Annotated in this window: 13 protein-coding genes and 1 pseudogene; 8 read left to right on the top strand and 6 right to left on the bottom strand. The window is 71.5% G+C overall.

The genetic code is table 11. The annotated features are described in order from the left end of the window. Window positions 1–278: 278 nt before the first annotated feature. Window positions 279–566 (bottom strand): 30S ribosomal protein S15, encoded by a 288-nt coding sequence (rpsO, locus tag ACZ7LB_RS30760; RefSeq protein WP_161225662.1) that lies wholly within the window; start codon window positions 564–566, stop codon window positions 279–281. Window positions 567–883: 317 nt separating this feature from the next. On the opposite strand from rpsO, the gene ACZ7LB_RS30755 reads away from it, so the two are divergent. After that, entirely contained in the window at window positions 884–1,219 is a 336-nt protein-coding gene (locus ACZ7LB_RS30755) for a DUF397 domain-containing protein (RefSeq protein WP_471472795.1), read from the top strand. Between the two features lie 389 nt (window positions 1,220–1,608). On the opposite strand, the gene eccD is transcribed toward ACZ7LB_RS30755, so the two are convergent. Continuing rightward, complete coding sequence (gene eccD, locus ACZ7LB_RS30750) at window positions 1,609–3,186, bottom strand: type VII secretion integral membrane protein EccD (RefSeq protein WP_471472810.1); 1,578 nt, start codon at window positions 3,184–3,186, stop codon at window positions 1,609–1,611. A gap of 505 nt (window positions 3,187–3,691) precedes the next feature. Here eccD and eccCa point away from each other — a divergent pair. Continuing rightward, window positions 3,692–7,672, top strand: coding sequence for a type VII secretion protein EccCa (gene eccCa, locus ACZ7LB_RS30745; RefSeq protein WP_471472793.1), 3,981 nt, complete (start codon window positions 3,692–3,694; stop codon window positions 7,670–7,672). 253 nt (window positions 7,673–7,925) lie between these two features. Here eccCa and ACZ7LB_RS30740 read toward each other — a convergent pair whose 3' ends face one another. The 4 genes from ACZ7LB_RS30740 to ACZ7LB_RS30725 all read right to left on the bottom strand — a co-directional run bounded on the left by ACZ7LB_RS30740 (window position 7,926) and on the right by ACZ7LB_RS30725 (window position 12,466). Continuing rightward, window positions 7,926–8,225, bottom strand: a complete 300-nt coding sequence (locus ACZ7LB_RS30740; RefSeq protein WP_161225666.1) for a WXG100 family type VII secretion target — start codon at window positions 8,223–8,225, stop codon at window positions 7,926–7,928. A gap of 209 nt (window positions 8,226–8,434) precedes the next feature. Then, a complete protein-coding gene (locus ACZ7LB_RS30735; protein ID WP_471472791.1) occupies window positions 8,435–8,782 on the bottom strand; it encodes a WXG100 family type VII secretion target in 348 nt (115 codons plus the stop codon). 64 nt (window positions 8,783–8,846) lie between these two features. Then, complete coding sequence (locus ACZ7LB_RS30730) at window positions 8,847–10,157, bottom strand: S8 family serine peptidase (RefSeq protein ID WP_471472789.1); 1,311 nt, start codon at window positions 10,155–10,157, stop codon at window positions 8,847–8,849. 1,856 nt (window positions 10,158–12,013) lie between these two features. Continuing rightward, window positions 12,014–12,466, bottom strand: coding sequence for a hypothetical protein (locus ACZ7LB_RS30725; RefSeq protein WP_471472787.1), 453 nt, complete (start codon window positions 12,464–12,466; stop codon window positions 12,014–12,016). 466 nt (window positions 12,467–12,932) lie between these two features. Here ACZ7LB_RS30725 and ACZ7LB_RS30720 point away from each other — a divergent pair, with 466 nt between their 5' ends. The 6 genes and pseudogenes from ACZ7LB_RS30720 (at window position 12,933) to ACZ7LB_RS30695 (ending at window position 19,816) form a co-directional block, all read left to right on the top strand. Next, complete coding sequence (locus ACZ7LB_RS30720) at window positions 12,933–13,418, top strand: hypothetical protein (protein ID WP_471472785.1); 486 nt, start codon at window positions 12,933–12,935, stop codon at window positions 13,416–13,418. Between the two features lie 60 nt (window positions 13,419–13,478). Next, on the top strand, window positions 13,479–15,749 hold the full coding sequence (locus tag ACZ7LB_RS30715) for a hypothetical protein (protein ID WP_471472783.1): 2,271 nt from the start codon (window positions 13,479–13,481) through the stop codon (window positions 15,747–15,749). An 11-nt stretch (window positions 15,750–15,760) separates the two neighbouring features. Beyond that, window positions 15,761–16,390 carry a hypothetical protein gene (locus tag ACZ7LB_RS30710; protein ID WP_471472781.1) on the top strand — a complete coding sequence of 210 codons (630 nt, stop codon included), beginning with the start codon at window positions 15,761–15,763 and terminating at the stop codon, window positions 16,388–16,390. Window positions 16,391–16,450: 60 nt separating this feature from the next. Next, a pseudogene (locus tag ACZ7LB_RS30705) lies at window positions 16,451–17,517 on the top strand (IS630 family transposase). A gap of 824 nt (window positions 17,518–18,341) precedes the next feature. Then, window positions 18,342–19,163, top strand: a complete 822-nt coding sequence (locus ACZ7LB_RS30700) for an ABC transporter ATP-binding protein (protein ID WP_471472779.1) — start codon at window positions 18,342–18,344, stop codon at window positions 19,161–19,163. After that, entirely contained in the window at window positions 19,136–19,816 is a 681-nt protein-coding gene (locus ACZ7LB_RS30695) for a hypothetical protein (protein ID WP_471472777.1), read from the top strand. Before ACZ7LB_RS30700 ends, ACZ7LB_RS30695 begins: the two co-directional genes overlap by 28 nt. Window positions 19,817–19,965 lie beyond the last annotated feature (149 nt).

Here is a 19,965-nt window from a genome sequence, read left to right as displayed (position 1 = left end):
CCGGGGGCCACTACCGAGGACCGGCGGCGGCGGGGTGCGCTCCTCCTCGTTCGTCCGTTGTCCGTCGACGTGTCCGCTGACCCGTCGACGCGCGGGATACGGCCCGCGGGGTGCGGGCGGCGCGTATCACGCGGTGTCGTACGTCCCTTGTTCTGCTACCACACTACAAAGCCGCGGTGACACCGCGCACGCAGAGTGGTCCGCGCGCCGGTGCGCACCGGCGCGTACGGCAAAGGGAGCGGCCCCCGAACGCTGGGAACCGCTCCCTCCACGGCGTCCTACTTGGCGCCCGCCGCACCGCGGCGGATGCCGAGGCGCTCGACCAGCGCACGGAAGCGCTGGATGTCCTTCTTGGCGAGGTACTGCAGCAGCCGGCGGCGCTGGCCGACCAGGATGAGCAGACCGCGACGGGAGTGGTGGTCGTGCTTGTGGCTCTTGAGGTGCTCGGTCAGGTCGGAGATCCGACGGGACAGCAGGGCGACCTGGACCTCGGGGGAGCCGGTGTCGCCCTCCTTGGTACCGAACTCGGAGATGATCTGCTTCTTCACTGCGGCGTCGAGCGACACGTGTACTCCTCATTGCACTGAGAGTGGCCACCGAGTGCCCCCGGTCTGCGTCTCGGGGGGTCTTCCATGACTCGGAAGGCGGGGATCCGCTGGGCGCGGCCTCCAGAACCCTCGGTTCCGGGGGCGCGTACACATACGGCCGTCACACAGAGTACCAGGGTGGCGGGGCGGCGGTGGCCGCGGGCCCGGTGGCCGGGGAACGCCGGTGCGGTCACCCGTGCGGTGGCGGACATCCGCGATCCCCCGGCCGGGCGGAAACACAGCCAGTAGGGTGACGCCCGCACAGCCGCCCGCATCTCAGGAAGGATCCAGCCACGATGACCGACGCCGAGGGCCGGGACACGGACCGGAACCGGGAGCAGGACCAGGCCGGGGAGGACCGGGCCCGGGAACTCAGGGCGCGCAAGGACCGGGAGCGGGACGAACTCTACGCACTCGACATCTCCGGCGTGGAGTGGCACAGCGCGCCCGGCACCGAGGAGCACGAGGAGCGGGTGGAGATCGCGTACCTGCCCGACGGCGCGGTGGCGATGCGGTCCTCCCTGGACACGGCCACCGTGCTGCGGTACACGGAGGCGGAGTGGCGCGCGTTCGTGCTCGGGGCGCGCGACGGGGAGTTCGATCTCCAGCCGGCGCCCGGCGCGGAGGGCTGACCCCGGGGACCCGGGGGCGCCGCCGCGCGGGGCGTTCCCGGGCAGGGGTGCCCGCGGTCGGGGTGCCCGCCGCACGGGTGCCCGCGGTGGGGGCGTCCACGTGGGGTGTGCCCTCGGGAGTGCCTTCGGCCGGAAGGGGCGTCCCGGGTGGAAAGGGCGTCCCGCAGCGGGGCCCGGCAGGGTGAAGTTCCGACGAGGTCGTCCGCCGGGGAGGCCCTGGTGGGGACCGCGCGTGCGCCGGTCGGTGCCGGATCGGGCCGGGCCCCTGTTCCCGGCACCGGTACCCGGCCCGGGCTCTGCTCCGGCCCCGGGTACCGTCACCTGCCCTCCGCTCCGGGGCGTACGCCCTCCCCCGGCCGGTGGAGGTCACGGCCGGCGGCGGGGCGGTGTCAGTTCCCCGTCATCGACCGTGCCGCCCCGTAGACGTCGAACACGGCGAGGGCCAGCGGGATCAGGGTCAGCAGGACGAAGGACTCGGCGATCTCCGTGAAGCGGCCCCAGAAGGGGGTGACCCCGCGCCGCGCGGTGATCAGGCCGATGGCGGTGACGAGCAGGGCGGACGCGGCCAGCGCGGCCGCCAGCCAGACGCTGCGCAGGTCCAGGGCGGCGGTGTCGCCCCGGAGGGCGTCGGTCCAGAGGCCGTCCGGGGGGTTGAGCGCCAGACCGGTGCCGAGCAGGACGAGGGTGCCGAGCCCGGCGGCGAGCGTCGCGGCGACCTGGACCGTGTAGCGGAACAGGTGGGCGCGCATCAGCAGCGCGATCCCGGTGGCCAGGGCGAGCGTCTGGGCCCAGCCGTCGGCGGAGAAGCCGAGGACCAGCGCGGTGCCCACCGCGACGATCGCGCAGCCGCCGACCAGTCCGGCGAGCAGTTCGTGACCCCGGCGGGCGCGGGCGGCGATCCGCTCGGCGTCGACGGCGTCCGGGAGGTCCGCCCGGCCCGCCGGGCGGGCGCCGCGCGGAGTGCCGGAGTGCCCCTGACCGCCGGTGGGTCCCCGGCCGCCGGTGAGGGCGTCCGGCCCCGTGCCGGAGGAGGCCCCGGGCGGCTCGAAGCCGACGGGCAGCCGGGCGAGGCGCAGGGACAGGCCGGGCAGGAAGGCCAGGGCGCAGACCGACAGCGGCGCGCCGACCGCGGCGGTCTCCACCGGGGTCATCCCGGTCAGCAGCGCGGCGAAGGTGGTGAGCATGCCGGTGGCGGCGGCGAGGACGAACGCCACGAAGGGGCTGTCGCCACCCGGGGACACCAGGGTGAGGACGACGGCGGCGACCAGGACCGCCGCGCAGGCCAGCAGGAACTGGAGCCGTCCGATGCCCTGCCCCTCGGCGAGCGGCACCAGTCCCGAGCCCGCCACGGCGACGCAGGGCAGCGCGCCCAGGCCCAGCGCGACGGCGGCGCCCCGGTCCCCGTAGACGCGGGCGCGGACGCAGGCGAACGTGGTCAGCAGGACGCCGGCGACCGCGGCGACGACGCCCTGGAGGCCGTGCATGTCGTGGCGGATCTGGGAGCTCCAGGCCACCAGGGCGAGCACCACGGGCAGGACGCCCGCCCCTACCAGCCCCGCGGTCCGGGTGTACTCGTCCCGCCAGAGGCTGCGGTCGCGGGTGACGGCGGCGGCGACCGCCTCCGAGACGTCGTCGACGACGGCGGGCGGCAGCGACTCGGCGAAGGGCCGCAGGGCGAGCAGTTCCCCGTCCAGGACGCGCTGGGCGGCGAGGGACCGGTCGCCGTCGAGGACGGTGCCGTCGCGGCGCACCAGGTGGTGGCCGACCGGGGCGTCCTCGGCGGGGCTCGGGCGGGAGAGGCGGAGGATCTCCGGGTGGAGGTCGGCGACGGGCACGTCGTCGGGCAGTGCCACGTCGACGCGGCTGTCGGGCGCCACGATGGTCACCCGGCAGAAGCCGGGTCCCGCGCCGGAGCCGGGCAGCGCCGCCGGGCCGTCCGGTCGGCCGGTGGGCGTGGAGGCCGTGATGCTCACCTGGTTTCCCCCTGTCGGTGGTGCGGGCCGGGCCGTTCGGCCCTCGCCGGACGTGTCGGTGGTGCGGATCGGGTCTGCCTTCGGTCGGGCCGGGGCCGTCGGCGGTCGGCGGTCGGCCGGCTCCGCCGGTGACCGGGGCGGGTGCGGCGCCTTCGCGCACCCCGTCGGCCGACGGTCCCGGCGCGGCCCGCCGGTTCCCGGCACCGCATTCCACGGTCCCCGGCACCGCCCGCCGGTGCGCCGGTGCGCTCCGGCGCCGTCCGTCGGCGTCCTTCGCGTCCGATCATGCCGCAGTGCGGGACCCCCGTCCCAACCGGTCCGCACCATCGGCGGGTTGGGGCGGCCGGGCGCGGCCGGTTCGCATCCGCTCACGCCCGTCGCACGCCCCGCCGTCCGGCCGCGGCGGGGGCGGCGCAGTAGGATCACCCTTCGCGTCGACGTGTGCCGGGCAACGGGCAGACGGGTGAACGAGGCCGCCGGGCAAGGGAATTGATGCGAAGTGAGCCACATCGTCGTCAAGCGTCCACGACGGGCACTGCCGAAGGACGTGCCCACCCACGACGTGCTGGTGCAGCCGCCGCCCGAACTGCCGCGCGGGCAGCGGGAGGGCGCCCTGATGCAGATCCTGCCCATGCTGGGCATGGGCGGCTCGGTGGTCTTCTTCTTCAATCCGCAGGCCCAGCCCTTCATGAAGATCATGGGCATGGTGATGGTGGCCTCGACGATCGCCATGGGCGTCGCCATGCTGGTCCGCTACCGCCGGGGCAACCAGGGGCAACTGGACGACATCCGCCGGGACTACCTGCGCTATCTGTCGCGGACCCGGCAGTCCGCCCGTGAGACCGCGCGGGCGCAGCGGGACGCCCAGTACTACCTGCACCCCTCCCCAGAACAGCTCTGGGCGCTGGTCGCCGAGGGGAGCAGGGTCTGGGAACGGCGCGCCGGGGACGAGGACTTCGGCCAGGTCCGGGTCGGCCTCGGCCCGCAGTCCCTGGCCACCCCCCTGATCGCCCCGGAGACCGCCCCCGTCGACCGGCTGGAGCCACTGACCGCGGACGCGATGCGCCGCTTCCTGGCCACGCACGGCACCCTCGACCGGCTGCCGATGGCGGTCTCGCTGCGCGCCTTCTACCACGTGACCCTCGGCGGCGAGCCCGGCAGCGCGCGCTCCGGCGCACGCGCCGTCGTCGCCTCGCTCGCCGCCCTGCACTCCCCCGACGACCTGGTCGTCGCCCTCGCCGTCGGCGACGCGTGCGCGCCCGCGTGGGAGTGGGCCAAGTGGCTCCCCCACACCCAGTCCAGGACCTCCTCGGACGGCGCGGGCAGCACCCGGCTGATCACCACCGACCCGCTGGAACTGGAGGAACTGCTCGACGACCGGCTCCAGGGCCGCCCCCGCTTCCACCCGGACGGGCCGCCCGTGCCCGACCAGCCGCATCTGGTCGTCGTCCTCGACGGGATCTCCCTGCCGCCCACCGCGCGACTCGCCGCCCCGGAGGGACTCCAGGGCGTCACGGTGCTGGAGGTGGTGCCCGGCGGTCCCGCCGCCGGACGCGGCGACCTCTCGGTCGTCCTCGGCCCGGAGGAACTGCGCCTGGAGTCGGCGGACGGCATGGTCTACGAGGGCGCGCCCGACCGGCTGTCGTACGAGGCGGCCGAGGCTCTGGCCCGCCAGCTCGCCCCGCTGCGGCCGGCATCGGGCGGGGACGACGGTGAACCACTGCTCGCCGACCTGGAGTTCACCGATCTTCTGGCCCTCGGCGACGCCGCCTCCGTCGACACCCGGCGGACCTGGCGGCCCCGTTCGCCGTCGGAGCGGCTGCGAGTCCCGATCGGCGTCGGCGAGGACGGCCGGCCCGTGATGCTGGACCTGAAGGAGGCGGCGCAGGAGGGCATGGGCCCGCACGGGCTGTGCGTCGGCGCGACCGGTTCCGGCAAGTCCGAGCTGCTGCGCACGCTGGTGCTGGGACTCGCGGTCACCCACTCCTCCGAGACCCTCAACTTCGTGCTGGCCGACTTCAAGGGCGGGGCCACCTTCGCGGGCATGGCGCACCTGCCGCACGTGGCGGCCGTCATCACCAACCTCGCGGACGACCTCACCCTCGTCGACCGGATGGGCGACTCCCTCCGGGGCGAGCTCAACCGCCGCCAGGAGATGCTCCGCGACGCGGGCAACTACGCCAACGTCCACGCCTACGAGAGGGCCCGCGCCGCCGGGGCCGCGCTCCAGCCCGTCCCCTCCCTCGTCCTGGTGATCGACGAGTTCAGCGAACTGCTCACGGCGAAGCCGGACTTCATCGAGATGTTCGTGCAGATCGGCCGGATCGGCCGGTCGCTGGGCGTGCATCTGCTGCTCGCCTCGCAGCGGCTGGAGGAGGGGCGGCTGCGCGGGCTGGAGACCTATCTGTCCTACCGGGTCGGCCTGCGCACCTTCTCGGCGGCGGAGTCCCGGTCGGCGCTCGGCGTGCCGGACGCCTACGAGCTGCCGAACGTGCCCGGTTCCGGCTTCCTGAAGTTCGGCACCGACGAGATGGTCCGCTTCAAGGCCGCCTACGTCTCCGGCCCGTACCGCGCGGGGGCGCCGCGCCCGGTGTCCCCCGGCGGGCCGCTGCCCGCCGGACGGCGGCCGGTGCTGTTCACCGCCGCCCCGGTCCCGGTGCCGCTCCCGGCGGTGCCCGCGCAGCGGTCGGAGGAGCCGCCCGAGGGGGCCGACGAGGCGCTCGCCGACACCGTCCTCGACGTCGTCGTGCGGCGCCTGGAGGGGCAGGGCCCGGCGGCCCACCAGGTGTGGCTGCCGCCGCTGGACAGCCCGCCGACGCTCGACGCGCTGCTGCCCGGCCTGGCGGAGGTCCCGGGGCGCGGGCTGGCCCCGCCCGGCCACGAGGGCGCCGGGAGCCTGGTGGTCCCGGCCGGGCTGGTGGACAAGCCCTACGAGCAGCGCCGCGACCCGCTGTGGGTGGACTTCGGCGGCTCCGCCGGGCACCTCCAGATCCTCGGCGGCCCGCAGTCCGGCAAGTCGACCCTGCTGCGCACCCTCATCGCCTCCTTCGCCCTCACCCACACCCCGCACGAAGTGCAGTTCTACGCGCTGGACTTCGGCGGCGGCGGGCTGTCCGCCGTGGCCGGTCTCCCCCATGTCGGCGGGGTGGCCTCGCGCCTGGACCCGGAGCAGGTGCGGCGCACGGCGGCCGAGGTGTACGGCGTGATGACGCGCCGCGAGGAGTTCTTCCGCACGGCCGGCATCCCGTCGATCGCGGAGTTCCGGGAACGCCGGGCGCGCGGCGACATCTCCGCCGACGACCAGCCCTGGGGCGACGTGTTCCTGGTCATCGACGGCTGGGGCAGCTTCCGTACGGACTACGACGGCCTGGAGCCGTTCGTCCTGGACATCGCGGCGCGCGGCCTCGGCTACGGCATCCACCTGATCCTCACGGCGTCCCGCTCCATGGAGGTGCGGGGCAACCTCAAGGACCTGCTGATGAACCGGCTGGAGCTGCGGCTCGGCGACCCGATGGACTCCGAGATCGACCGCCGGGTCGCCGCCCATGTGCCGACGGCCGTGCCCGGACGCGGACTGACCCCGGGCAAGCAGCACTTCATGGCGGCGGTGCCGCGTCTCGACGGCCGCCCCTCCGACGCGGAGCTGGCCCCGGCGACCCGGGCGCTCGCCGCCGAGGCGGCGCGGCTCTGGCCGCGCCCCGGGGCGCCCGCCGTGCGCCTGCTGCCGAGGGAGTTCCCGGCGGACCGGCTCCCCTCCGGCGACCGGTTCCCCCGTCGGGGCGTCTCGTTCGCCCTGGACGAGGACAACCTCGAACCGGTGTTCGTGGACTTCGAGCAGGACCCGTTCCTCCTCGTCCTCGGCGAGGGCGAGTCCGGCAAGTCGAATCTGCTGCGGCTGCTCATCCAGCGCCTGACGGAGCGCTACGACGGGGACTCCTGCAAGCTGTTCGTGGTCGACAACCGCCGTTCGCTGCTGGGTGCCGTCCCGGCCTCCCACCTGGCCGAGTACGTGCCGGTGTCGAACCGGATGCAGCACCACATGGACGCGCTGGCGGAGCTGATGCAGCGCCGCACCCCGACCGCCGACGTCACACCGGAGCAGTTGCGGGACCGGAGCTGGTGGCAGGGGCCGACGGTCTATGTCGTCGTCGACGACTACGACCTGGTGGCCACGTCGACCGGCAACCCGCTGGCGGTGCTCACCGAGATGCTGCCCTTCGCCCGGGACGTGGGGGTGCGCTTCATCATCGCCCGCTCCACGGCGGGCGCGGGGCGTTCCGGCTACGAGACGTTCATGCAGCGCATCAAGGAACTCGGGGCCCAGGGCGTGATCCTCAGCGGCGACCGCGCCGAGGGCGACCTGCTCGGCGGGGTACGGGCGCGGCCGATGCCGCCGGGGCGGGGCGTGTTCGTGTCACGACGCCAGGGGAAGCCGCTGGTCCAGGTGGCACGGGTGGCGGAGGGACCGACGGGAAGGTGACCACCGGGGGCCGGCGGGGCCGCTGCGGGGCTGACGGGACCGGGCCGACGGGACGGGGGCGGGGGCGGGGCCGGCGGGACCGGGGCGGGAGACGGGTGAGCCGGCGAAGGGCCGGGGTGGACGTCTCCCGTGCACGCCCACCCCGGCCCTTCACCGACTCCGGCCGCCGTCGCCGTCGCTGTCGCGATCGCGGAGGTGGTCGCCGCGGTCGCCATCGCGGAGGTCGCCGCGGTCGCGTCGGCCACGCCGGGTACTACGCCAGGTACTTGGAGGCCGCCAGGTCACCGTCCATGTACGTGCCGCCGGACTGGCCCACGACGTGGCCGATGCCCCTCAGCGCCTCGTGGATGTCGGCGGCCTCCTTGTCCCAGGCCGCCAGCTTCTGGTCGAAGGTGCTCTGGGCCTTGCCGACCCAGTACTGCTTGCTGTTGCGCACCAGCTGCCGCAGGTGCTGGATGTCCTCGTCGAGCTGCCTCGCCTCGTTGGCGATGTTCGTCGCCGCGAAGTCGAGACCGTCGTACGTCACCTGCAGGCCGTCCGCGTTGTGGTTCATCCCCGCCTACCTCGTTTCCCTTGCGTATGGGTCCGCCGCGCCGGTCGTCGCGCCGGCGTCCGGCTCATGCCCCGGCCGGTGGTCCACCGGGGGCACCGTGCCACCGGGGCGCCAGGCGGCGTGCGTGGTGCCCGTCGGTGCCCGGGGCGCGGTGCCCGGTGCCCGGTGCCCGGTGTGCCGTTCCTGGTCCGTCGTTCCCGGTGCGGCCGTCACATCGAGCTGAACGGTGACGACTGCACCGTGGGTGCTCCCTCGTAGACGTTGATCCTGTTCACGGCGGCGCGGACCTCGTCCTCCTTGGTGTCCTTGATGTTGCGGGTGGCGGTCATCGCGTCGATGACGTCACCGAGGATGCGGCCCATGTTCTGCAGCGACGTGTTGATCTCGTACTGCTTCTTGTCGAAGGCGGCACGGCCGATGCCCTGCCACTGGCCCTCCAGGCTGTCGATCACCCCGTGCAGGTTGCGCACCCGCTTGCGGATGCTCTCGAACTTCTCGTACATCTCCTTCTGCAGCTTGACTACCGCGGCGTCTTCGAGTTTCTGGTCGACGGCCATGATCGTCGGCCCTCCCTGTCTCCCGTTTCGATCCAACAGTGCGGTTCCGCGGCCCGTGCGGGCTTCACGCGGTGCGGCGCGACCGGCGTACGGCCACGGTGCCGCCGACGAGCACGATCGCGGCGACGGCGGCACCGAGCGCGATCCAGAGGCCGTAGCCGCCGTCCCCGGCGGAGGAGGCGTTCTGCGCGGGCGCCGCCGTCGGCCGGTCCCCGTCCGCCTCGCCTCCCGCGGCCCGCGGCGGCGAGGACGCCGGTACGGAGGGGGACACCGGGGCGGAGGACGGCGGGATCTCCGTCACCAGCGGCTCCCCCTCCGAGCGGTTCCACTCGGCGAGGGGGTCGGAGTAGGCGGGTCCGGCGTCGTACTCCGGGTCCTCCAGCACCTTGCGGGGGCGGACGGTCCCGTACCCTGCGTACTGGGTCGGGTCGTCCTTCGGCCACTTGCGGCTGGCGGTGTCGATCAGCGCCCGGGTCACCTGGTTGGCCGTCCAGTCGGGATGGGCGGACCAGATGAGGGCGGCGGAGGCGGAGACGATGGCGGTGGAGGCGCTGGTGCCCACCAGTCCGTGGCAGTAGGTACTGAACTCGGGTCGGCAGTATCCGGGAACTCCCTCTCCCGGGGCCACCAGATCCACGTACTGACCACGTGAGGAGAACTTCGAGATCTTGTTGTTCCGATTCATGGACGTGACGCCGATCACGTACGGGTAGCCGGCCGGGTAGCCGATGTGCGCGTCGCCCTCTCCGTTGTTGCCCACACCGGCGATCAGCAGCTTGCCCTTCGAGGCGGCGTAGATGAGCGCCCGCTCCATCTCCGGAACGACGTAGTCGGATGAGAAGGACATACTGAGGATCCTGGCATCGGTGTCCGCCGCCGCCCTGATCGCCTCGGCGGCTTGGGCTGTCTTCCCCTTCTCCGCTTCCGAGAGACCACGAAGGACGACGCGGTACGGAACGATCTTCGCCCCTGGCGCGAGTCCCTGCACACCGCCACCCGCCCCGGTTCCCGCGATCAACTCGGCCATGCTCGTCCCATGCCCGGAGAAGTCGTCCGTGGCACCGTAGGCGACGGAGTCGGGAACCTCATCCATGAGCACCTGACCCTTGAGGGAGTCCGTGTTCGGGTTCACGCCGGAGTCGATGACTGCGACCTTGACGCCCTTCCCCGTGCTGGCCTTCCACATCTGTTCGGCCTGCATCGGCCCCAGGTACCACTGGTCCTGCTGAACGTCGAGGGCCGACGCGCTCGGAGCGAAGACCACGCCCGCCGCCGTCAACAGGCCGACGGCGGCGCTCACCACACGTGCGCGGCGCCCGACGCGGGCCCCTGATACGGGCTTCTTCTCGGCCGACCGGCCGGTCACTGCTCTCATGGCGTCGTAGGTCCTCGTTGGGGGTCAGTTGCAGGCCGGCGGCACGCCGGGCGGCTCGTGGGCGGCCGGAGGGCGTTCCTCCTCGTCCCGGCGGGAGGAACGTGCCCCGGCATCCCCGCCCCGGGTCTCCCCGGGCCTGTCCCGCCCGGCGGGGCCGCGCACGAGGCCGGTACCGCCGCGGGTCAGTCCGTTCTGCCGGGCCACGGCGGCGGAGTTGCGCGCGGAGGGGGTCCCGGTGATGGCCCGGGACGGTGCCGAGCCCCCCGGAAGCGCTCTGCCCCCAGAGCCAGGGGCCGCTGCGGAGCCCGGAGCCCCGAGCACACCACGCTGCCCCGGCCGGCGGTCCGCCCGGGGCCTGGCCGCCTCGGCACCGACCACGGTGCCCCGGGACGTCCTCGGCACGTTTCCGGCCGACGTCCCGGCACCGCTCACGGGCCGCCCTCCGACCACACCGTTCGTCCGCCCGGCTCCGGTCGTCGCGCCACCGTAGGGCCTCGGGGCGGGCGTTCCGCCCGGTCGTGCCGTGCCCCCGGGCGCGCTCGGCCCCATGAACGGAGTCCCGGTCGTGGGAGAAACCCCTCTGGCCACGGCCTGTCCGGTCGCGACCGCGCGGCCCGCGGGTCCCTCAACGGTTCCCCGGGCGGGTGCCGCACCGGTCGTTCCGCCCGCACCAGATGCGACCGCGCTTCCCCTCACGGTGAAGGCGCCCCCGCGTGTCCCGCCCGGTCCTGCTCCGGGGACCGTCCCCGAAACCGGCAGGGGCACTCCGTAGCCGCCCCCTGCCACTCCGGTCGGCCCGCCACCCCCGGTGGGGGCGCCCAGGGGCGGGGCACCGGGCGGAGGAGCGTGCGGTGCCGGGACCGACGGGGTGACGACGCTGTCGATCGTCGTACCGACCGTGGGCTCTGCCACCGGCGTCACACGCGAGGCCCCGGCCGGAGGGTTGAAGACCTCCCCCGAGACGTGCGCTGCGGACCGCCCCGCCTCCCTGATCACCGAAGGCGGGCCCGCAGGGTCCGCGGTCGTTGACCGGATACCCGGGGACTCCGCGGACACCACGTCCTGACCTGTGGACGCCGTCGTTCCAGTACCCCTGGGAGCGGTCGAAACATCGCCGCCAGGACCGAAGACATCGCCTGGCTCACCCCGAGTGGGCTGCGGCACGCCCAACTCCGGCATCGTCGTGAAGCGGGGTGCGTCGAGGGACGACAGGCGTTCCTGCGCCACCGCGTAGTAGGACGACAACCGGTTCATCTGGTTGATCGCCTCCTGGCGGTCCTTCTCGACCCGGACCGCGGCGGCGTAGTCCTTGTTCCCGTCGACCCGATCGGCCGCGGGGAGCTGTCCCGGGGGGAGCGCCTTCGCGTCCGGGCGGGTGTCCCGCGGGGGCATGGCCTTGCGCACGGAAGCCAGGCCGACGGCGGCCGCGGTGAGCTGGTCGCCCGCCCCGCCCGCGAAGTCGCCCAGACCGTAGGTGGCCGTGACCAGCGAACGGCCCCACTCGCGGAAGGCGTCCCCGGACCTCCCGACCCAGTGCACCTTCCCGATGTGGCCGTCCAGTTCCCTGGCGGCCTCCTCGATGGCGTCCCGGGCGTCCCACAACGCCCGGCCGGACGACTCCAGGACCTCCGGCTCCGTCCGCTCCACCAGATCGATCATGTCGTTGAGACGGTGGCCCTCGAAGTCGGTGCGCCCCCGCATCGCGCGGCCGACGGGAGTCTCGGTGACCGCCGAGCGCACCACCCCCATGAGTGATCCGCCACCGGGTAACGCCTGCACCCAACGGGTGGTGTCCGTGAGCGAGTTCTGCTGGGCGACCCGCCGCAGGTCCCCCTCGTACCGCTGCCCGGTCATCGTCACAGACCCCCAGCCGTGTCGTCGCCCTGGGCGCGCCGTTCGGGGACGGTCTCCACGAGCCGCTCCGCCCGGAGCCGCGTCTGGATCGCCCAGAACCGGCGCCGCTGCTCCTCCTCGAGGTTGTCGAAGCCCACGTGGGCGCCCCGCACGGCGATCCCGATGGCCTCGATCTGGAGGTGCAGCGTCGTGGAGAGCGAGGTGAGCTTCTCATGCACCCGCTGGTACTCCAGGTAGAGGCCGTGCGCCTCCGGGAAAGCGCTCGCGGCCCCGCTGTTGAGCGCCGTGGGAGCGAAGGTCTGCGCCCCGACGCGCTTCGGGTCGCCGGGCGACCCCTCGAGGTCGCGCAGGACCCCGTCCACCCGCTTCACGAACGTGCCGAGCGCATCGCCCGCCACCTCCAGATTCGCCGCCCGCGCGGCCGACACGCCCCCGACCATGTCCGCTGGAAGCACTCCGCTCCCTCCCCGCTCCACCCCGTGAATGCCCCGGCCGTGCGCCCCTCCGGCGGCCCGCTCCCCGCTTGCACCCGCGGCTTGCACCCGCAACGCGGGCGTCGCGCACTGTGATCACCACTGTAGTCAACGGGTACAACACGGCCAACCGCGTTGTGCGCCAAATGTGTCGGCTTGCGCGAGCGGAGCTAGGGTGCGCCGAGTCTCACTGACTGTTCGTCAAGTCACTGGCGCTGCAACGAGAGATGGTCATGGAGCGACTTCGGGGGCTCCCGTCCGCCCCTTGACCAGGGAACGGGATCTCGCCATCTTCGGGCGTCCCTGCCCCCGTACACCGCACCGACCGGGTCCGACCGCCTGGGCTACGGACCGTTCCGGCAACACAGTTGCTAACTTTGGGCTGTCGTCCGGACACCGCGGAAGCCCCCCGGTTGGGGGATTCCCGCACACGGGGAGGTCGCCGACCATGGCATGGAACGAGTGGGAAGAGCTCAAGGCGGAGGCGCTCGGCCGTCAGCGGGACTCCCCGCACACGCGGTTGAACACCCTGGACGGCGGCTCCTCGGGTGACTCCGGCCTCCCGGGCTCCTACGGGGACCTGAAGGTCACCGATGACGACCTCGCCGGCATCGGCGCCGCCGCGTTCGAACTCCACGACGACCTGTGGGACACGGTCCGCGTCAACGTGCCGAGCAGCGAGGCGGCGGCGGCCGACCTGTCCCGGCAGGGCTTCGCCCTGGGCTCGGGGCTCCAGCACGTCGCTGACCGCTGGGAGGAACAGCTCATGTCCCTGGTGGACGCCTGCGCGCAGATCTCCAACCATCTGCGGGTCACCAAGAAGCTGCACGACGGGGACGAGGTGTACATCCAGCGCCGGCTCAGTTCCATCGCCGCCCTGGACGCCGGGTTCAACGAGCGGACGGGCCGGCCGGACGGGGAGCAGGCCACGTAGCGCACTGCCCGGGCCCCGCCCTCTCGTCCGCCGACCAGCTCATCCCCAAGGACACGCCCCATGGATCTCGACACGCTCCGCGACGCGGACTTCAAACTGCTGGACGACGCCGTCAAGGACTGGTCGACGCTCGTCGGCACTCTGGAGGGCCTGAGGAAGGACGCGGCGGGCCGGCTGCGCGGACGGGCCGAGAAGGCCCGGTGGGGCGGGGTGAACGCCAAGGTGTCCAAGGAGTTCATCGGCAAGACGGCCGACGAGTTCGAGGACGCGCACACCCAGGCCACCACCGTCCACAAGATCCTCAGCGACACCGCCGGCGAGCTGAAGGGCTACCACCGCCGGCTCGTCACCGCCCTGGACGGCGGCCGGAGGAAGGGACTCAAGGTCGTCGGCCACGAGGGCGGTTTCACCGTCTCCTCCGACGCTCCCCCGCAGGAGCGCGGCTCCACGGGCCAGGACTCCGACGCGGGCGCCGTCGCGCTCCGGGACGAGCTCGAGAGGATCCTCAAGGAGGCCACCAAGAGCGACGACTCCGCCAGGACGGTCCTGCGCGCCCTCGCCGACCAGAGCAAACTGGGCTTCTCCGGTGCGAGTTACGGAGACCGGGACAGCGCGGCGGCCGCCATCGCCAAGGCCGAGGCGCTGGCCGAGGTGGCCAGGAAGAACCCGCGCGACGTGACCACGACGGAGTTGGCCGCGTTCAACTCCACCCTCGCCACGTACCGGAACGACCCGCTCTTCGCCGAGACCTTCGCCAGGAACGTGGGCCCGAAGGGGGTCCTCGCCTTCTGGGCGGGCATCGCCGACCCCTTCCAGGCGACCTTCGACCCGGCGCGCGGCGAGCAGGCGAAGCGGCTCCAGAAGAACCTGGGCATCACCCTGGGGCAGGCCACGCTCTCGGACAGCGCGGGGATGGCGAAGTGGAAGAAGCAGATGATCGCGCTCGGGGATCAACGGCTGGAGATCGACGACGCGAGCAACCCGACCGGCTTCGCCACGATGAGCAACCTCATGCGCTTCGGCGACTACGACGACCGGTTCCTGAACGACTACGGCACCAGGCTCCTGGCCCAGGACAAGCAGTTCACGGGTATGAAGTTCAACCTCTGGGTGGGCGGCGCGGCCCAGTCGGACCTGAACCTCTGGAACCACGAGAACGACCGCGGTCGTGACCCGATGACGGGTTTCCTCGAAGCCCTGGGACACAACCCCGACGCCGCGACCGAGTTCTTCGGCGCCCCCGATCCGACGAGCGATCCGAATGCCGACGACTACAAGGTCAACGAGAATCTGAAATACCTCACGCAGCAACGCACCTGGGCGTCGGACAGCTCGTTCCTGGGCGACAGCAATCATGTCGCCGGACGGGACTCCCTCGGCCACGCACTGGAAGCGGCCACGACCGGACTCGCCTACGACACGGACATCAAGCACATCCTCGCGACCGGTGGCGCACAGCGCACGGCCGAGACGGCGGCGGTCATGGAGCAGGTCTCGTACCTGTACGGAGGCGAAAAGGGCCCCGAGATGCTGCACAAGCAGCCCGAGCTGGCCGACAGCCTGGGGAAGATGGCCGGTGCCTACATCGATGACATCGACTACAGCCTCTCCGGCGTCGGCGACCACATGCGGAACGAGGAGACCTTCCCGCCCAAGTACCCGGGGCGCGCCTACTTCAGCGAAGCGGGAGCCATCGACTTCCTGAGCGTGCTCGGCCAGAACGAGACCTCCCACGGGGCCGTCACCGCGGCCCAGCACCTCTACACCCTCAGTGTGATGGACGCCAACCCTCCGACGAGCGAGGTCGGCATCGGACGTGCCCACGACGGTCTGATGGTCGGCGCGGAAGCACGCGGCATCCTCGACCATTCGCGCGTCTCGCAGGCGGAGTCGGACTTCAAGGCGGACTCGGAAAAGGCCAACAAGTCGCTGGGGCGCTCGGCCGACTGGATCAAGGCGGGGACGGGAGTCCTGGTGGGAGCAGGCGTCGCGGCCATCCCGATGCCCGGCGCCACGGCGGCGGCAGTGGTCATCACCCCGATCGCCACCAGCACGCTCGGCCAGGTCGTCAACACCTTCATCAACCACGGAATCGACGACACGGTATCGGAAAGGTCACAGGACCCCGCCGAGAAAGGCCAGATCACAAGCCGAAACTTCTATCGAGCCGGGGCCAAGCAACTCGGATCGGCCTACGAATCCTATTCCGCCGGCTTCAAGGACAGCGATTACTCTGCCCCCGAATGGGGAAATCAGATCGAGAGCGCCTACTACACAGTCGGCGCGTCCGAAAATCAATTTCGCGGCCACAACCCTCACAAGGCAGACTAATGCGAACCAGAATGCGTGAAATCACGACGACAGCCGCATTGATCGCACTAACCGTTTCCGCCTGCAGCAACGGTGAGAACAATGAATCCCACTTGAACGCCGCACAGGTCTGCGCATCCTCATTGGACCACGAGGCAGCCAGGTCACTCGAACGCATGGGGGATGCGACACAATTCGACGAAGCCTACGAAGACCCGAACGACGCCTTCTCTTTCGAACTTTCATATCAACTTCTGCACTCTTCCGTAGAAATTAATAGCTGCTACATCACCAGAGCCGAGACAAAAACCAGCCATCCGCTCATCCACGTCAGGTTCCACGCAAGATCATCACTTCCGGAAGCCTCCGAAGGTGATACCCAGCGTGGCGCTGTGAAGTATCCAATCGGCGTGTATGCGTTGACTGACAGAGGAACCGCGGCCACGCTCTACTTCAAGTGCACGACAATCGACCGCGAGAAGAAAAAGACACCGTATGTTTGGGCGTCTCTCTACAGCTCTCCCGACGAGCAGTCCAAGAAAGCAACCGACAAGGATCTGATGACCATTCTCAACTCCATGTCCCGCGCTTTCTCCAGGCATATCGGTTGCGCCGACGAGGCACGGTTGCCAGAGCAAGTACCGGCACCCAGCAATTACTGAGGTTGAGCTTGTGGAGTCGTAGGGGCTGATGGTTCGTCGCCCGTGCGGTGTCACCGGTGCATGCGGTATCCACAGGGGGGTGGTCTGACCGCCGAACGGCAGTAGTTCCGTGAGGAGTTACGGCTCAAGGCAGCCGATCGGTTCGCCCGGGGCGAGGCGAGTACGGTGATTGCCAGGGACCTGCGGGTCAGTGTCCGCTCCGTGCAGCGATGGCGCCATGCGTGGGCCGAGGGCGGCCCGCGGTCCTTGCGGTCGCAGGGGCCAGCGTCGCTCCCGAGGCTGAGCAATCAGCAGTTCACGCAGTTGGAGGCGGAGCTGGCCAAGGGGCCGGCCGCGCATGGCTGGGAGGACCAGCGCTGGACACTGGCCCGTGTGAAGACGGTGATCGGCCGGCGCTTCCATCTGACGTACACGATCCAGGGTGTGCGGAAGCTGTTGGTGCGTAACGGCTGGTCCTGTCAGGTACCGGCCCGCAGAGCGATGGAGCGGGATGACGATGCGGTCGCGGGGTGGGTCAAGGAGGTGTGGCCCCGCGCGGAAGGCTCGCGGCGGCCCGTGGAGCCTGGCTCGTCTTCGAGGACGAAGCCGGATTCTCCATGACGCCGCCGCACGCAAAGACATGGTCGCCACGCGGCCGGACCCCGGTGGTCCGGGTCCGCGGCCGCTCCCGCAGACGGATATCCATCGCGGCGCTGACCTGCTACAAACCCAGCCACCGGTCACGACTGATCTACCGGCCTCGCCGCGACGACGGCAACCGTGACGGGCGCAAGAGCTTTTCCTGGCGTGACTACCGGGACCTGCTGATCGCCGCCCACCAGCAGCTCGGCGGCCCGATCGTGCTCGTCCGGGACAACCTCAACGTCCACAAGGCCGCCGGACTACGGGAGTTCGCCGCCTCCCGGGACTGGCTCACCATCCACTACCTGCCGCCCTATGCACCCGACCTCAACCCCGTCGAAGGCATCTGGTCCCTCCTGCGCCGCGGCTGGCTCTCCAACGTCGCCTTCAGCACTCCCGAACACCTCGTCCAGCGCATCCGACGCGGCCTGCGGCGCAACCAGTACCGCAGCCACCTCATAGACGGCTGCCTTACCGAAACCGGCCTGACCATCAGACCCACCTGAGCAACCCGACGACATCACGAGTTCAAGCTCAGTAGCACTCCGGACGTACAAGTGGCCCCGTTCCAGGGAATGGACGTCATCATCCGTCCGGCGTCCACGTGTCCTGCCCCGCCCCGCGCTTCCTGTCCGCCGGGCTCCGCCGGCACCAGCGAGAACTCGGCACCTTTCGGGGGCGGCTGAGTTCGGGTGGCAGGCCCTGCCCCACGCCTGTCCGCCTTCGCACGGCCAGGCGTACGGCCGGCCTGGCACCGGCACCGCCTACCGGCACATCGTCAAGACCATCGAAGCCCTGGCCGCGCTCGCTACGATCCTCCGGGAGGCGGTCCGGACTGCACCGACGAAGGCATTCGTGCTGCCGGTCGGCACGCCGCTGCCCATCGACCGCATCACCGCGGGCCTCCCGGGGACACGGTCCGGGTCCGCTGCCAGGGGCCCCGGGAGGCCCTTCGCACGGGCCTGAAGGCCGTCATCCGATCCACGCAGAGATTCGAGCCTGGTGGACCAGACCGTCGCAGCCTTCAAGTCCTGGCGCCCCTTCCCCGCGCACCGTTGTGCTCGACCACCCGCATGACCGTCCTTGTCCAGGCTGCCCTCCGTCCGCAACTGGCCCGCTCGGACTGAGGTTGGGGAGAGCTCAGTCCCCCTGGTGCGGACAGTGCTCCTGATGGAGGCCGCCTGACAGGGGCTTCACCCGCTTCTCGGCTTAACTGTCAAGTCCGTCCGCCGGGCGGAAGACGCCGACACATGGACCAGGGAGGAACGGGTTGTTACGTTGCGACGGAGTCGGCAAACACTACGGCGGGGGACGCTGGATCCTCCGTGACGTGAGCATCGACATCCCGGCCGGTGACGTGCTCGCGGTGATGGGCGGCAACGGTTGCGGGAAGTCGACCCTGCTGAGGATCCTCGCCGGACTCACCCCGCCCACCTCCGGAAGCGTTTCGGGCCGACCACCGCACGTCGGCTACGTACCGGACCGCTTCACCGCGCACGACCGCATCTCGGCGATCTCCTATCTCACCCACATGGGGCGTATTCGCGGATTGACCACTCCCATGGCCCGTGCCCGCGGCGACCATCTGCTGGAGCGGCTGTCCTTGGCGGACGGGCGGAACTCGTCGCTGCGCACGCTGTCGAAGGGAAACGCGCAGAAGGTGGCCCTCGCCCAGGCGCTGCTCGTCCAGCCCGAACTGCTCGTTCTCGACGAACCGTGGTCGGGTCTGGACGCCTCCGCCCACCGGGTCCTTGCCGAGTTCATCGACGAAGTGGCCGCACAGGGCGGAGCGGTGGTGTTCACCGACCACCGCGAGGCGACCATCGAGACCCGTGCCGGCGGCGTCTTCGTCATTGGCGGCGGCCGGGTCGTCGCGCAGGGCGGCCGTCACGCTGGGGGTCGGACTCCGACGGTCGCACTGGTCCTGACGCTGCCGCGCACCGGCGTCACGCCCGCCGAGGTGAACTGGTCCGCGCTGCCCGGTGTGGTGGACTCCGCACGGCGTGGCAGGGATGTCGTCCTGCGGGTGACGCGGGAGCACTCGGACGCCGTGCTGCTGACGGCATTGCAGCACCGGTGGTCGGTGGCCAGCCTGACCGGGACCGTGGGGGAATCTGATCAACGATGCGATGTAAGGAGGGCTTCCCAGTGATCGCCCTGGTCCGCTACATGTTCACCGTGCTGTTGCTCTCCCAGCGCTACCTGGCGCCGCTGTTGCTGTTCATCGCTCTGGTGGCCGTGCTGACCAGCAGCGACACCGGCCCGCTCAGCGCGACGTACGCCTCGGTGGCCGGGGTCGTGCTGCTGTGCTCGGTCTGGCTGACCATGGCGGTGATCGGTCTCGAGGACCAGCCGCACCGATCGATCGTGGTCGTCAGTGCAGGCGGCCGTCTGCGCGTTCTGCTCGCGACGGTCGGAACGGTCGCCCTGTGGTGCCTGTTGCTGACGGCTGCCGGTCTGGTGCTGCCCCTGGTGTTCGGAACCCACACGCCCGGCCCTGCGGATCTGGTCCTGGGGATCGAAGCCCAACTCACCTGCGCTTTCACGGGCACAGCCATCGGGCTGGTCTGCTCACGGCTGGTGTTCCGGCGGCAGGGCCACTCACTCGTCCTCGCCCTGGGGCTCCTGCTGGCCGCGCTGCTGGGCAACGGCGTCTCTCCGGTCAACATCATGCTCACCTATCTGCAGAACGCTCCGGACTCGGCGGATGCCCTGGTGCCCACGGGTGTCCTACTCGCGGTCGCTACGGGCTTCCTGGTGGTCGGCACGGCTGTCACCCAGGTGATCAACCGCAGGAGGGCATGAACCCTGCGGTGGTGTGCCGAACCGGCGTGAGCCGGGTGGGGAGAGGCTCAGCCACCGCGGGGAGTCTCGACCAGGGCCGCTCCGGACAACCCCGTCGTCATCCTCAACTCCACGTCCCCTTCTCCGGCCGGTCATCTGGGGGTGCCGTC

The sequence above is a fragment of the Streptomyces sp. NPDC107521 genome, assembly GCF_055598485.1.
Note: the sequence above shows the minus strand (reverse complement) of the source record. Positions and strands in the feature narration are given on the sequence as shown.

What these genes read in the sequence shown, in the direction of transcription:
- ACZ7LB_RS30755 (WP_471472795.1), top strand. Translation starts at nt 884, where the DNA reads ATGACCGACGCCGAGGGCCGGGACACGGACCGGAACCGGGAGCAGGAC.
- ACZ7LB_RS30730 (WP_471472789.1), bottom strand. Translation starts at nt 10,157, where the DNA reads ATGAGAGCAGTGACCGGCCGGTCGGCCGAGAAGAAGCCCGTATCAGGG.
- ACZ7LB_RS30695 (WP_471472777.1), top strand. Translation starts at nt 19,136, where the DNA reads ATGCGATGTAAGGAGGGCTTCCCAGTGATCGCCCTGGTCCGCTACATG.
- ACZ7LB_RS30735 (WP_471472791.1), bottom strand. Translation starts at nt 8,782, where the DNA reads ATGGCCGTCGACCAGAAACTCGAAGACGCCGCGGTAGTCAAGCTGCAG.
- ACZ7LB_RS30720 (WP_471472785.1), top strand. Translation starts at nt 12,933, where the DNA reads ATGGCATGGAACGAGTGGGAAGAGCTCAAGGCGGAGGCGCTCGGCCGT.
- ACZ7LB_RS30710 (WP_471472781.1), top strand. Translation starts at nt 15,761, where the DNA reads ATGCGTGAAATCACGACGACAGCCGCATTGATCGCACTAACCGTTTCC.
- ACZ7LB_RS30740 (WP_161225666.1), bottom strand. Translation starts at nt 8,225, where the DNA reads ATGAACCACAACGCGGACGGCCTGCAGGTGACGTACGACGGTCTCGAC.
- ACZ7LB_RS30715 (WP_471472783.1), top strand. Translation starts at nt 13,479, where the DNA reads ATGGATCTCGACACGCTCCGCGACGCGGACTTCAAACTGCTGGACGAC.